We start from the raw sequence: 12475 nt of genomic DNA, 5'->3' as shown, positions 1-12475 counted from the left end.
TGGCACCAACCTGGATTTTGCCCAGTTTCGGTTGTAACCAATCCGTATGGCTGCAGGGCTTAATGTAGGCAGCGGTTTTACTTCTTCAGACCCAACTTCTTCAGTTCTTCATCACGCAACTCGCGTCGCAGGATCTTGCCCACGTTGGTGGTTGGCAGCGCGTCGCGGAATTCCACCGCCTTGGGCACTTTGTAGCCCGTGACGTTGGCGCGCATGTGTTCCATCACCTGCTCTTTGGTCAGCGTGACACCCGGGCGGGGCACAATGAAAATCTTGATTGCCTCGCCGGATTTTTCGTCCGGTACACCGATGGCCGCGCACTGCAGGACGCCCGGCAGGGTCGCCAGCACGTCTTCCAGCTCGTTGGGGTATACGTTGAAACCGGAGATCAGGATCATGTCTTTCTTGCGATCGACGATGCGCATGTAGCCGTCCGGCTGGATCAGCGCGATATCGCCGGTCTTGAGCCAGCCTTCGCTGTCGAGGATCTCGTCGGTGGCGTCCTGGCGCTGCCAGTAGCCCTTCATGACCTGTGGACCTTTCACACACAGTTCACCGATTTCGCCCAATGGCAGTTCTTCGCCAGCGTCATTGATAATCTTGCACAGCGTCGACGGCACCGGAATGCCGATGGTGCCAATCTGGATTTTCTGGATCGGATTGACCGTGGCGACCGGGCTGGTTTCGGTCATGCCATAACCTTCGCAGATCGGGCAGCCGGTAACCTCTTTCCAGCGCTCGGCCGCCGCCAGTTGCAGGGCCATGCCACCGGACAACGTCACCTTCATTGCCGAGAAATCCAGGTTGCGGAAGGCTTCGTTGTTGCACAGGGCCACGAACAACGTGTTGAGGCCGACAAAACCGCTGAACTTCCACTTCGACAGTTCCTTGACCATCGCCGGGAGGTCGCGCGGGTTGCTGATCAGGATATTGTGGTTGCCGATCAGCATCATCGCCATGCAATGGAAGGTGAAAGCGTAGATGTGATACAGCGGCAGCGGCGTGATCAGGACCTCGCAACCTTCGTTGAGGTTGGACCCCATCAGCGCCTTGCACTGCAACATGTTCGCCACCAGGTTGCGATGGGTCAGCATCGCGCCCTTGGCCACGCCAGTGGTGCCGCCGGTGTACTGCAACACGGCCACGTCGTCACTGGTGGGGTTGGCTTCGGTCACTGGCTGGCCGTGGCCCTTGCTCAGCACATCGTTGAACTTGATGGCCTTGGGCAAGTGATAAGCGGGGACCATCTTCTTGACGTACTTGATCACGCTGTTGATCAGCAGACGCTTGAGTGGCGGCAGCAAATCGGCAACTTCGGTGACGATCACATGCTTGACGCCCGTCTTGGGCACCACAGCCTCGGCCAGGTGCGCCATGTTCGCCAGGCACACCAGCGCCTTGGCGCCGGAGTCATTGAACTGGTGTTCCATTTCCCGCGCGGTGTACAGCGGGTTGGTGTTGACCACGATCAGGCCGGCGCGAATCGCACCGAACACGGCAACCGGGTACTGGAGAACGTTGGGCAGTTGCACGGCGATTCGATCGCCAGGCTGCAAGTCGGTATGCTGTTGCAGATACGCAGCAAAGGCACCGGACAATTCATACAGTTCCCCGTAGGTAATTGTCTTGCCCAGGTTGCTGAATGCCGGCTTGTCGGCGAAGCGTTGGCAGGACTGCTTCAACACCGCCTGAATATTCGGATACTCGTCTGGATTGATGTCGGCAGCAATCCCAGCTGGGTACTTATCCTTCCAAAAGTCTTCGATCATGGAAGCCCACTCCTCAGCAACGCGAATTCTCACCGCATTTGATGCGATTATTATTGGTGTGTGTTTATTGGTGAATCTGGCCTAATTCAACGCCGAGAAGTCACAAAAGCGCGCCGAGAGTAGCAGCTTTGCCAAGGGTCGCCTAGAGCCAAAAGTGGCCCCTATAGTCATAAATATGACTCAAGAATATGCAGTGGTCATTTTTAGAGTAAAAATACTAAGCACTGGTTAATCACTGCGAATACATAAAAACCGTGGGAGCGAGCCTGCTCGCGATGGCGGCGCCTCAGTCGACATCTCTGTCACTGATACACCGCCATCGCGAGCAGGCTCGCTCCCACAGGGTTTATTCCAAAGGATGGCCGGCCTCAGGCGATATCCCGCAACTCCCGCCGCAATATCTTGCCCACTGGCGTCATCGGCAACGACTCTCGCAGCACGATGTGCTTGGGTATCTTGTAGCCGGTGAAGTTCTCCTTGCAGTAAGCCTTGAGCTCCTCAAGGCTGACGCCCGTTTCGCGTGGCACCACGAACAGTTTCACCGCCTCCCCCGAACGTTCGTCCGGCACACCGATCACCGCGCAGTTGGCAACTTTCGGATGGGCCATTACCACGTCTTCGATTTCGTTGGGGTATACGTTGAAACCCGAGACGATGATCATGTCTTTCTTGCGATCGACGATGCGCACGAAACCGTCCGGGTCGATCACCGCGATGTCACCGGATTTGAACCAGCCTTCGCTGTCCAGCACCTCGGCGGTGGCTTCGGGTTTGTTCCAGTAGCCTTTCATGATTTGCGGGCCCTTGATGCACAACTCACCGCGCTCGCCCAGTGGCTGTTCGGCGCCGTCGTCGCTGACCACTTTCATGAGCGTGCCCGGCACCGGCAGCCCCACCGTGCCCAGCCGGGACTTGGTGCCGTAGGGGTTGGTGCAGGCCACCGGCGAGGTTTCGGTCAGGCCATAGCCTTCGGTGATACGGCAGCCGGTGAGCTGTTCCCAACGCTCGGCCGTGGCCTTGACCAGCGCAGTGCCACCGGAGTTGGTGAGCTTGAGGCTGGAGAAATCCAGGGTCTTGAAATCCGGATGGTCCATCAACGCCACGAACAGCGTGTTGAGCCCCAGCAGCGCCGAAAAACGCCAGTTCTTCAGCTCCTTGATAAAGCCACCGATGTCCCGCGGGTTGGTGATCAGCACGTTGTGGTTACCGGTGACCATCATGCACATGCAATTCGCCGTGAAGGCATAGATGTGGTACAGCGGCAGCGGCGCGATCATCACCTCCTGGCCTTCGCGCAGCAACGGTTGGCCGTCGTCGCCGAACTGGCCCAGGCATGCCCGGGCCTGCTGCATGTTCGCTACCAGGTTGCCATGGGTCAGCATCGCCCCCTTGGCAAGGCCGGTGGTGCCGCCGGTGTATTGCAGCACCGCGATGTCCTCGAGGCTGACTTTCAGCGGTTTGATGCCATGGCCCCGCCCCAGGCGCAACGTGCTCTTGAAGGAAACGGCCTGGGGCAGCGAATAGTCAGGGACCATCTTCTTGACCTTGCTCACCAGCGTATTGACCAGCCAGCCCTTGGCAGTGGGCATCAGGTCGCCCATCTTCGCCTCGATGAGATACTGCAGATCGGTGTCAGGCAGCACCTCCTGGACTTTCTGTCCGAACAGGTTCATGTACACCAGTGCCCGGGCGCCGGAGTCCTTGAACTGGTGGCGCATTTCCCGCGGGGTGTACAACGGGTTGGTGTTGACCACGATCAGCCCGGCGCGCAAGGCACCGAACACGGCGATGGGGTATTGCAGGACATTGGGCATCTGCACCGCGATACGATCGCCAGGCGCCAGGTCGGTATGGGCTTGCAGGTAACCGGCGAAGGCAGCGCTGTAGCGCTCGAGTTCGGCATAGGTCAGGGTAACCCCCATGTTGCTGAACGCCGGACGGTCGGCGAATTTCTTGCAGGAACGCTCGAACACCTCGATCACCGATTTGTAGGCCCCCACGTCAATGTCCAGGGGCACGCCGGCCGGGCGTTTGTCATTCCAGAAATCAGGCTGCATTGTTTTTATCCTCTTTACCTGAACGTGTCCGGGCCGCTTCTGTGGCTCTTGCACAGGCGGTGCTCTTGGGACACTAGCAGCTATGGCCAATCAGGCAAATATGGCAACCTGCTTCATAGATTGTGTGAATCTACCTGCCACGACTAACGTAACGTGACTTGATCAGGCGAGACGCAACGGATGCGCTATACAATGCAGCGACGCTGTGTTTGCCCTTGTGTATGCCCGTGAGTAAAGGAATGACCATGATCCACCAAACGTTCATGCTCACCGCCACCGACCACACCCGCCTGTTCGTCAATCAGTGGCTGCCTGAAACCGCCCCTGAAGCGGTGATCATGCTGGCCCACGGCATGGCCGAACACAGCGGCCGCTACGCGCGTCTGGCCCGGGCGCTGTGCGATGCAGGCTACGGTGTCTACGCGCCGGACCTGCGCGGCCATGGCAAAACCGGCGAAGCAGCGACGCTCGGCCATTTTGCCGACGAGGATGGCTGGGCCAAGGTGGTCGGCGACCTGGCCAGCCTCAATCAACACATCGGCCAGCAACACCCCGATGTTCCCATCGTGTTGCTGGGTCACAGCATGGGCAGCTACATCGCCCAGGGTTACCTGTTACATCACAGCGCCAGTCTGCACGGGGCGATTCTCAGCGGTTCGAATTTCCAGCCCGTGGCGCTCTATCGTGCCGCGCGCCTGATCGCCTGTTTCGAGCGCATGCGCCAGGGCCCAAAGGGCCGCAGCGCCCTGATCGAGTGGCTGTCCTTCGGCAGTTTCAATAAGAAACTCAAACCCACGCGTACCCCCTTCGACTGGCTCAGCCGCGACCCGGCCGAGGTCGACAAGTACCGCCTCGACCCGCTGTGCGGCTTTCGTTGCACCAATCAGTTGTGGGTCGACCTGCTCGGCGGGTTGCAGCAGATCAGCAAAGCGTCCAATCTCGCCCAGATCGATCCGGGCCTGCCCCTGCTGGTGATCGGCGGTGAATGTGATCCGGTGAGTGAAGGCAAACGTCTCAAGGATCTGGCCGACGCCCTGCGCGGCGCCGGCAGCCAGCACTTGCAATTGACGATTTACCCGCAAGCCCGGCACGAACTGTTCAATGAAACCAACCGCGATGAAGTGACGGCCGACGTGCTGGCCTGGATTGCCCAGGCCCTGAGTCACAAGCGACCGCCACGCAGCGAATAGGTTTGCAGCGTTTTCCTTTACTCGTCACAGGATTTGATAGATGACCCAGGTTACCAACATCCCCTACGAAGCCCTCGAAGTCGGCCAGACCGCCAGCTACAGCAAGACCGTCGAAGAGCGCGACATCCAGCTGTTCGCCGCCATGTCGGGCGATCACAACCCGGTGCACCTGGATGCCGAATTCGCTGCGGCGAGCATGTTCAAGGAGCGCATCGCCCATGGCATGTTCAGCGGTGCGCTGATCAGCGCGGCGGTGGCCTGCGAGCTGCCTGGGCCGGGCACCATCTATATCGGCCAGCAGATGAGCTTCCAGAAGCCGGTGAAGATTGGCGACACCCTGACCGTGCGCTTGGAGATCCTTGAGAAACTGCCGAAATTTCGCGTACGCATTGCCACTCGCGTGTTCAATCAGCGCGATGAGCTGGTGGTGGACGGCGAAGCGGAAATCCTCGCGCCACGCAAGCAGCAGACCGTGACCTTGCCGACGCTGCCGGCGATTACTGTCGGCTGATTACCACTATCTAAAGTGAATGACCTGTGGCGAGGGGATTTATCCCCGCTGGGCTGCGAAGCAGCCCCCTGCGCTCGGGCAGACACACCTCAGAGGTCTTGAGATATTGGGGCCGCTTCGCGCCCCAGCGGGGATAAATCCCCTTGCCACAAAGTTATTGCAAGTCTTCACGCACCTGCACGCTCGCCGTCATCCCCGCGCTCAGGTTTACCCCTTCAGGCACCTTGTCCAGCTTGATCCGCACCGGAATCCGCTGGGCCAGGCGCACCCAATTGAAGGTCGGCTCGACCTCCGCCAGCAACTGCGCATCGGGATTGGTATTGCGGTCGGTAATGCCGCGGCTGATGCTTTCGACGTGGCCTTGCAGGGCATGACCGGCGCTCATCAACCAGACCTTGACCGGATCGCCCACGCGGATCCTGGGCAGTTTGGTTTCTTCGAAATAGGCCTGCACATAAAACGTTGAATCGTCGATCAGCGCCATGACCGGTTGCCCGGCATTCACGTAGTTGCCCTCGGCCAGGCGCAGGTTGGTGATATGGCCGCCCCGTGGGGCCAGGACCTGGCTGCGGGCCAGGTTGAGTTCGGCGACCTTGGCCTCGGCCTGGGCCTCGCGCAGTTCGCCCCGGGCGATGCCGGCGTTGATCTGGGCGTTTTCCCGCAACTCGGCGCTGATAGCCTGGGGCCCCAGAGCGGCGCGTCGACTGGCTTCGTGTTCACGCAAACTCAGTTGCTGCTGCCGGGTCTGGACCACCGCCCGAGCTTTCTCCAGCGCGGCCTCGAAACGTTCGCGGTCGATGCTCAGCAATACATCGCCGGCCTTGACCTGCTGGTTATCCACCGCCTTGAGCTCGCGCACCCAACCTGACACGTCGGGGGCGATCACCACCACGTCGGCGCGAATCCGCGCATCCCGGGTCCAGGGCGTGAGCATGTAGTACTGCCACAGATGAAACCCGGCGAAGATCGCCACGGCCACCACGCTCAGCGTGACGGCAACACGTACGGAAGTACGCATGTTCAACTCCTTATAGCGGTCCGAGGACCACGGTAATAACAGTCAGGACACAGACATACAGGGCGCAGTCGAACAAGGCTTCATGCCAGATCCAGCGCCCGGCCGGCACGAGGCTGAGCAACAGGCGAAGCCCACCGGTCACCAGCAAGGCCAGCACCACATAAATCAAGAACGGGCTGAGCAATACCCCGCCTATCGACCACTCACGCAAGCCCATGGCTGTGCTCCCGTTGTTCAGGTTCGTGCTGACGGCACCAGGCGCGCCAGCTGTTCTGCAATTGCACCACCGCACCCTGGGCCAGTTTCAGCGCATCGCCGGGCGGTTGCATCGACAACACCTTCAGGAACTCGTCGCTCGCCGGGCCGAGTGCTTCGGCCTGATCAACTGCCGGACCGCGCTCAAGCACCTGTTCCAGCGCATCGAAGTAACGGCGCTGGGCCCGGTTGTCGGGCATTTGGGCGACGGCCAGACTCAAACGCAGGTGCAGCAACTCGTCACCCATGTCCAGGCCAAGCAATCCGTCATCCCAACGGCTACGCGCCGGCACCGGCAGTTCGGGATAATGCCGCGCCAGTTGCAACAGCCGATCAGCCATGCGTCCGCCGAACCAGCTCTCGGCGCCCCGCAGGCTACGGCGCGTCAACCGCACCAGATCATCCAGCGTGGCGGCCAGCAGGCGCCGACTATGCCAGGCCGGATCGCGCAGAATCAGCAGGTTGAAGGCCAACACCGCCGCACCCACACCGATCATCATCGCTTGAGCATTGTTGAAGAACGCCGCCACGTCATATTTCATGGCGTTGAGCGGCGATATCAGCACCACGAAATGCAGACAGAACGAGGTGGCCGTGGCGAAAATCTGCGGCTTGGCCATACCCAGCGCTCCCAGGAACAGCGGCACGCCCATGGCCATGCACAACATCGCAAAACTGCTCCACTGCGGCAGCAAAATCTCACCGATGACAAACGCCGTCGGCACCGCCAACAGAATTCCCCGAAGAAAACTCATGCCGATCTGCGCGCCGTTTTCGCGACTGGCGAACAGACTGCACACCACGCAGGTGAGCACCAGCGCGCCTGAGGCGGCGGGCCAGGCAGTCGCCAGCCAGAAACAGGCGACCGCCAGAAACGCCAGGGCGCTACGCGCACCAAAGACCATGGCCAGGGGCAGGTCACGATGGGGCGCCAGGGTGCGCGGCGGATCCACCGCCTCCCTGCCCTCTTGCACCGCCTTCAAGGCTGCGCAGGCAGCCAGGGCGGTATCGAGCAACAAGGCGAAGCGGGCCAGGCAATAACTTTGCGCCGGGCTGATCAGTGGATCGTGGGATGCATCCAGCACCCGTGGTCGCAAGGCTTGCAGGGTCGCGCTGTCGGCGTCGAGGGCTTGTTGCACCTCGCTCATCCACGGCTTGAGGGCCTCGGCTTCCTCAGGATCGAGTTGTTTCCATTGCCGCCGAACCGAGCGGGAGATGCGCAGCAGCATCAACAGTTTCTGGCTCAGAGCGCTGATGGCCCGAGCCCGTTGCCGACCCAGGCTGCCTTCGAACCAGGCGTGTTCACGCTGGGCGTCCACGGCGACGATCTTGCCGAGGATTTCCAGCAGTCCTTTACGGGCCTGGGCGTCGCCCGTCAGGGTGGCACGGGCCGCCTGCATGCCGCTCTGCCAGGCGACACGGGCCTGATCGGCCAATTGCCGCTCGACCCGCAACGGCCAGAGCAACGCGCTAGCCGCCGTGGCGCAGACAATGCCCAGACTGATCTCCGTACAGCGCGCCACGGCCTGATCGAACACCCCCAGCGGATGGGAAATGGCCGGCAAGGCAATGATTGCCACTGTGTAACCGGCCAGCACGAAGGAATAGGACCAGGCGCTGCGCAGCAGTGTGGAGCAAGCCGTGCACAAGCCCAGCCACACGGCCAGCGCCAGTAGGAACAACCACGGTGCCTGAGCAAACAGCCCCATGAACACCACCGACATGACGGTGCCCACCAGCGTGCCGACCAATCGCGCCAAACCTTTCTGCACCACCATCCCGGACAGCGGTTGCGCCACGATGATCGCGGTCATCAACGCCCATGAAGGCTGCTCCAGGCCCCAGCGCAAGGCCAGCCAAAGCGCCAAGCCACCACCAAGCACGGTCTTGACGGCGAATTGCACAGCGAGGCGGTCGGGAGCGAACAGGGCCTGGAAAGTAATGGGCACGCGAAAAACTCTTATGGGGACGCAGTAACGATAGATGCAATAAAGGGTGATGGAGGGTGCAATTATTAGCTGGCTATCTATTTGAGTCCAGAGCCACCGTTACATGATCGGCATAAAAAAACGCCAGACAGGCTGGCGTTTTTTGTACAGCGCGCGTGTTTAGCTGGCGCGCGCCTGGTTACGCAGGGCTTTTACCTGGTCATGGTTGCGCTGCACGCCATGGTACTGACGCTCAACCAGATCGCGAATACCAACCAGGTTGTGCTTGCTGATTTTCTCCATGGCTTCTTTGTAAGCCTTAAGGGCATGGTCTTCACCGCGCTCGGCTTCGTTGAGCACTGCTTCTTCGTCCTTGCCAGTGAACATGGATTTCACGTCCACCCAACGGCGATGCATATCACCGGCAACGCTGGTGGAAGTTTCCGGATCGCCACCCAGGGCCCGTACGGCAGCTTGCAGCTCAGCCGCGGCGGCAGCGCAGTCTGCGGCGCGCTGGACGAACAAATCCTTGAGTTGTGGATGCTTGATGTCTTCAGCGCAAGTCTTGAAACCTTCCTGACCATCTTTGCTGGTCTCGATCAGGTCGTTCAGGACGGAGATGGATTCTTTGTTGATGTCGGTCATTTTTCAATTCCTTTGCTTGGTGAATAAAAAACCTACAAGGAATATTGCATCGGTCGTGCCAGCCGCAATCACAAATAAAAACATTAAAAATCAATAAGTTAATCAATCGCTCGATAACTGTATCCGTGTTCTTTGCATGATCTGTCATTTGGCCTGCATGCAGAATGCCTGTATTTTCCAGGCTGACTGAATCAAGACCCCTGCTATGAACCCGGAAAAGCTCGAACTGCTGGTGACACGCCAGATGCCCTTCGGCAAATACAAAGGCCGAATCCTGGCCGACCTGCCCGGGCAATACCTGAACTGGTTCGCTCGCGAGGGTTTTCCTCACGGGGAACTGGGCGGTTTGCTGGCGCTGATGCAGGAGATCGACCACAACGGTCTGTCGGATCTGCTTGACCCCCTGCGTGCCAAACACGGCAAACCCAGGCCCCAACATTGATTGAGCCACGCCATGCCCGAGAACACCCTGCGCGCCCACGATGAAGCTTTCTGGGAAACTTTTGTGGGTCGCTACGATGTCGACCCCAATGGGCCGCTCAATCTGGAAAACGGCTACTTCGGCCGCATGTCCCGGACCGTGGTCGAGGAGTACCAACGCAATATTGAGTTCGTCAATCGCGGTAACTCGGTGTACGTGCGCCAGCATTTCGACCGGGACCATGGCGAAGCGATTCGCCAGCAAGTGGCGCAACTGATCCACGCGTCCCCCGCTAGCGTAGCGCTGGCCAACAGTGCCGGAGACGCCCTGCAAACGCTGATTCGCAACTACAACGGTCTCAAGCCTGGCGATCAGGTGCTGATCTGTGATCTGGAATACGCGTCGGTCAAAAGCGCAATGCGCTGGCTGGCCCGGCAGCGTGGCGTAGAGGTGATTGAACTCGTCCACCCGCACCCCGCCAGTTTCGAAAGCCTGGTGGGCACTTATCGCCAAGCGTTCATTCGTTACCCGCGCCTCAAGCTGATGGCGCTGACCTACGTCAACCACCTCACTGGGCTGGTGATGCCGGTCCAGGCCATTGCCGAAACCGCCCGTGAGTTTGGCGTCGATATCATTCTCGACGGTGCCCACGCCCTGGGCCAGATCGATTTCGATCTGAAGAAGCTCGGTATCGAATTCGCCGGGTTCAACCTGCAGAAGTGGATCGGCGGGCCGCTGGCCCTGGGCTTTTTATACATCGCACCGCAACGGCTGGCCGACATCGACCCGGACATGGACGAAGATCATTATCCAGCCGCAGACGTGCGCTCGCGAACGCCCCACAGCACGCCCAATATCCCGGCTTTGCTCACCCTGCCCTTGGTCCTGGAGGAGCACCGCTCATTGGGTGGCGCATCGGCCAAGGGCGTGCGGCTCAGTTATCTGCGCGACCTGTGGGTGAACGCCGTGCGTGATGTACCGGGGATCGAAATCATAACGCCGGACGATCCGCGCCTGTACTGTGGCATCACGTCGATGCGCTTCAGCGCCCAGCCCGATCAACAGGCGATGGCCGATCGACTGCTCAATGACTACGGGATCTTCACCGTGGTGCGCAACACCAGTGTCGGGCCGTGTATTCGCATTACCCCAGGGTTGATCACCTTGGCGAAGGATATCGAGCGGTTGACTGCGGCGCTGATTAACCTGAGCCGAATGTAGTTGTGGCGAGGGGATTTATCCCCGCAGGGCGGCGCAGCAGCCCAGCAAGGAGGACTTAACTTATCTGACGCACCGAGATGTCAGGTTTCGGGGCCGCTGCGCGCCCCAGCGGGGATAAATCCCCTCGCCACAAATCCAGCGTTCATCCAGCGCGGTACGATAAAACCCAGGCAAAAAAAAACGGCGCGCCGACCAAGCGCACCGTAAAACCGTAGAACACCCAACGAAGGTTCGGTAAGACAATCAGTCCAGCAGCGCCAGCGCCTCGGCGGTGCACTCCTGGATGCGGGCCCAGTCGCCGTTCTTGATCCACTCGGGATCAAGCATCCAGCTACCGCCCACGCACATCACGTTTTTCAACGCCATGTAGCTCTTGATATTGGCCGGGCTTACGCCGCCGGTCGGGCAGAATTTCACTTCGCCGAACGGGCCGCCCAGGGCCTTGATAGCCGCGACACCGCCGCTGACTTCCGCCGGGAACAGTTTGAAGCGGCGATAACCCAGGCCGTAGCCTTCCATGATGCCGGAGGCGTTGCTGATGCCCGGCAGCAACGGGATCGGGCTGTCGACGCTGGCTTCCAGCAGATCACGGGTGATGCCTGGGGTGACGATGAACTGCGAACCGGCAGCCTCGGCAGCGGCCAGCATATGGCGGTCCAGCACCGTACCGGCCCCGGTCACCAGTTCCGGACGTTGCTCGCGCAGCACCTGGATGGCCTTGAGGCCGTATTGGGAACGCAAGGTCACTTCCAGCGCCGTCAGGCCGCCGGCGGCCAGGGCATCGGCCAGCGGCAGGATGTCCTGCTCACGGGCGATGGTGATCACCGGCAGAATCCGCGCCTTGGCGCAGAGGCTGTCGATCAGGGTAACTTTGTCCGCCATGGAAACGGTCGGGGATGGGTTTGTCATAGCGGCTGATCCTTGGTTCATGGGCACCAGTAAATCTCTAACGTAGGTTGCAAAAACGCGCGGATCGGCATTTCGGCGACATTGTCACCGGCCACCGCAGCGTTCAGGGTGGTCAATTTCGACTGACCGGAAATCGACAGCACTTTGTGTTTCGCCGAGGCCAGCAAAGCGCGACTCATGGTCAGGCGCTGGTGCGGCACGGTGGGCGCCAGCATCGGCCAGCAGCGGCGAGCACCATTGGCATCCAAGGCTTGAGCCAGGTTCGGACTGTCGGGGAACAGCGAGGCGGTGTGCCCGTCATCGCCCATGCCCAATATCAGTACGTCGATGGGCGGCAGCTCGGCCAGCAAACGATCGGCCTGCTCGGCTGCGGCTTCCAGGTCGGCGCTGGCGCTGTAGAGGCTCAGGAACTGGGCCTTCGCCGCCGCACCTTGGAGCAGGTAACGCTTGAGCAGACCGGCGTTGCTGTCAGCGTGCTCAACCGGCACCCAGCGCTCATCGGCCAGGCTCACCACCACGCTCGACCAGTCCAGCGCCTGTTTGGCCAGGCT

General features: G+C 60.4%; 12 protein-coding genes. 4 read left to right on the top strand and 8 right to left on the bottom strand.

The window, feature by feature from the left end; genetic code table 11:
- Positions 1-77: 77 nt before the first annotated feature.
- Complete coding sequence (gene fadD1, locus GSM73_RS04980) at positions 78-1769, bottom strand: long-chain-fatty-acid--CoA ligase FadD1 (RefSeq protein WP_076386040.1); 1692 nt, start codon at positions 1767-1769, stop codon at positions 78-80.
- A gap of 368 nt (positions 1770-2137) precedes the next feature.
- Positions 2138-3826: a long-chain-fatty-acid--CoA ligase FadD2 gene (gene fadD2 / locus GSM73_RS04975; protein ID WP_047228346.1), complete on the bottom strand. Its 1689-nt coding sequence runs from the start codon at positions 3824-3826 to the stop codon at positions 2138-2140.
- 245 nt (positions 3827-4071) lie between these two features.
- Here fadD2 and GSM73_RS04970 point away from each other — a divergent pair, with 245 nt between their 5' ends.
- Together GSM73_RS04970 and GSM73_RS04965 are read left to right on the top strand one after the other, a co-directional pair.
- The gene (locus tag GSM73_RS04970; protein WP_160891741.1) at positions 4072-5016 is read left to right on the top strand and encodes an alpha/beta hydrolase; all 945 of its coding nucleotides are present in this window, start codon (positions 4072-4074) and stop codon (positions 5014-5016) included.
- Between the two features lie 40 nt (positions 5017-5056).
- Positions 5057-5527, top strand: coding sequence for a MaoC family dehydratase (locus GSM73_RS04965; protein WP_003184579.1), 471 nt, complete (start codon positions 5057-5059; stop codon positions 5525-5527).
- A gap of 154 nt (positions 5528-5681) precedes the next feature.
- Here GSM73_RS04965 and GSM73_RS04960 read toward each other — a convergent pair whose 3' ends face one another.
- The 4 genes from GSM73_RS04960 to GSM73_RS04945 all read right to left on the bottom strand — a co-directional run bounded on the left by GSM73_RS04960 (position 5682) and on the right by GSM73_RS04945 (position 9373).
- Positions 5682-6545 carry an HlyD family secretion protein gene (locus GSM73_RS04960; protein ID WP_047228348.1) on the bottom strand — a complete coding sequence of 288 codons (864 nt, stop codon included), beginning with the start codon at positions 6543-6545 and terminating at the stop codon, positions 5682-5684.
- A gap of 10 nt (positions 6546-6555) precedes the next feature.
- Positions 6556-6762 (bottom strand): DUF1656 domain-containing protein, encoded by a 207-nt coding sequence (locus tag GSM73_RS04955; protein ID WP_047228349.1) that lies wholly within the window; start codon positions 6760-6762, stop codon positions 6556-6558.
- Positions 6749-8749 (bottom strand): FUSC family protein, encoded by a 2001-nt coding sequence (locus tag GSM73_RS04950; protein ID WP_160891739.1) that lies wholly within the window; start codon positions 8747-8749, stop codon positions 6749-6751. Before GSM73_RS04950 ends, GSM73_RS04955 begins: the two co-directional genes overlap by 14 nt.
- Positions 8750-8908: 159 nt before the next feature.
- Positions 8909-9373, bottom strand: coding sequence for a PA2169 family four-helix-bundle protein (locus GSM73_RS04945; protein WP_047228351.1), 465 nt, complete (start codon positions 9371-9373; stop codon positions 8909-8911).
- Between the two features lie 205 nt (positions 9374-9578).
- On the opposite strand from GSM73_RS04945, the gene GSM73_RS04940 reads away from it, so the two are divergent.
- Both GSM73_RS04940 and GSM73_RS04935 read left to right on the top strand, forming a co-directional pair.
- Positions 9579-9815, top strand: coding sequence for a DUF3820 family protein (locus tag GSM73_RS04940; protein WP_160891737.1), 237 nt, complete (start codon positions 9579-9581; stop codon positions 9813-9815).
- A gap of 12 nt (positions 9816-9827) precedes the next feature.
- A complete protein-coding gene (locus GSM73_RS04935; RefSeq protein ID WP_160891735.1) occupies positions 9828-11015 on the top strand; it encodes an aminotransferase class V-fold PLP-dependent enzyme in 1188 nt (395 codons plus the stop codon).
- A gap of 243 nt (positions 11016-11258) precedes the next feature.
- On the opposite strand, the gene GSM73_RS04930 is transcribed toward GSM73_RS04935, so the two are convergent.
- The gene (locus GSM73_RS04930) at positions 11259-11924 is read right to left on the bottom strand and encodes a bifunctional 4-hydroxy-2-oxoglutarate aldolase/2-dehydro-3-deoxy-phosphogluconate aldolase (protein WP_047228354.1); all 666 of its coding nucleotides are present in this window, start codon (positions 11922-11924) and stop codon (positions 11259-11261) included.
- A 17-nt stretch (positions 11925-11941) separates the two neighbouring features.
- Positions 11942-12475: 6-phosphogluconolactonase (pgl, locus tag GSM73_RS04925; RefSeq protein WP_256676706.1), on the bottom strand; the 534-nt coding region annotated here is incomplete at its 5' end.

It is taken from the genome of Pseudomonas sp. PICF6, from assembly GCF_009831705.1.
GTDB lineage: Bacteria > Pseudomonadota > Gammaproteobacteria > Pseudomonadales > Pseudomonadaceae > Aquipseudomonas > Aquipseudomonas rhizophila.
Note: the sequence above shows the minus strand (reverse complement) of the source record. Positions and strands in the feature narration are given on the sequence as shown.

Coding starts and splice junctions, on each gene's coding strand:
- fadD1 (WP_076386040.1), bottom strand. CDS start 1,769: ATGATCGAAGACTTTTGGAAGGATAAGTACCCAGCTGGGATTGCTGCC.
- fadD2 (WP_047228346.1), bottom strand. CDS start 3,826: ATGCAGCCTGATTTCTGGAATGACAAACGCCCGGCCGGCGTGCCCCTG.
- GSM73_RS04970 (WP_160891741.1), top strand. CDS start 4,072: ATGATCCACCAAACGTTCATGCTCACCGCCACCGACCACACCCGCCTG.
- GSM73_RS04965 (WP_003184579.1), top strand. CDS start 5,057: ATGACCCAGGTTACCAACATCCCCTACGAAGCCCTCGAAGTCGGCCAG.
- GSM73_RS04960 (WP_047228348.1), bottom strand. CDS start 6,545: ATGCGTACTTCCGTACGTGTTGCCGTCACGCTGAGCGTGGTGGCCGTG.
- GSM73_RS04955 (WP_047228349.1), bottom strand. CDS start 6,762: ATGGGCTTGCGTGAGTGGTCGATAGGCGGGGTATTGCTCAGCCCGTTC.
- GSM73_RS04945 (WP_047228351.1), bottom strand. CDS start 9,373: ATGACCGACATCAACAAAGAATCCATCTCCGTCCTGAACGACCTGATC.
- GSM73_RS04940 (WP_160891737.1), top strand. CDS start 9,579: ATGAACCCGGAAAAGCTCGAACTGCTGGTGACACGCCAGATGCCCTTC.
- GSM73_RS04935 (WP_160891735.1), top strand. CDS start 9,828: ATGCCCGAGAACACCCTGCGCGCCCACGATGAAGCTTTCTGGGAAACT.
- GSM73_RS04930 (WP_047228354.1), bottom strand. CDS start 11,924: ATGACAAACCCATCCCCGACCGTTTCCATGGCGGACAAAGTTACCCTG.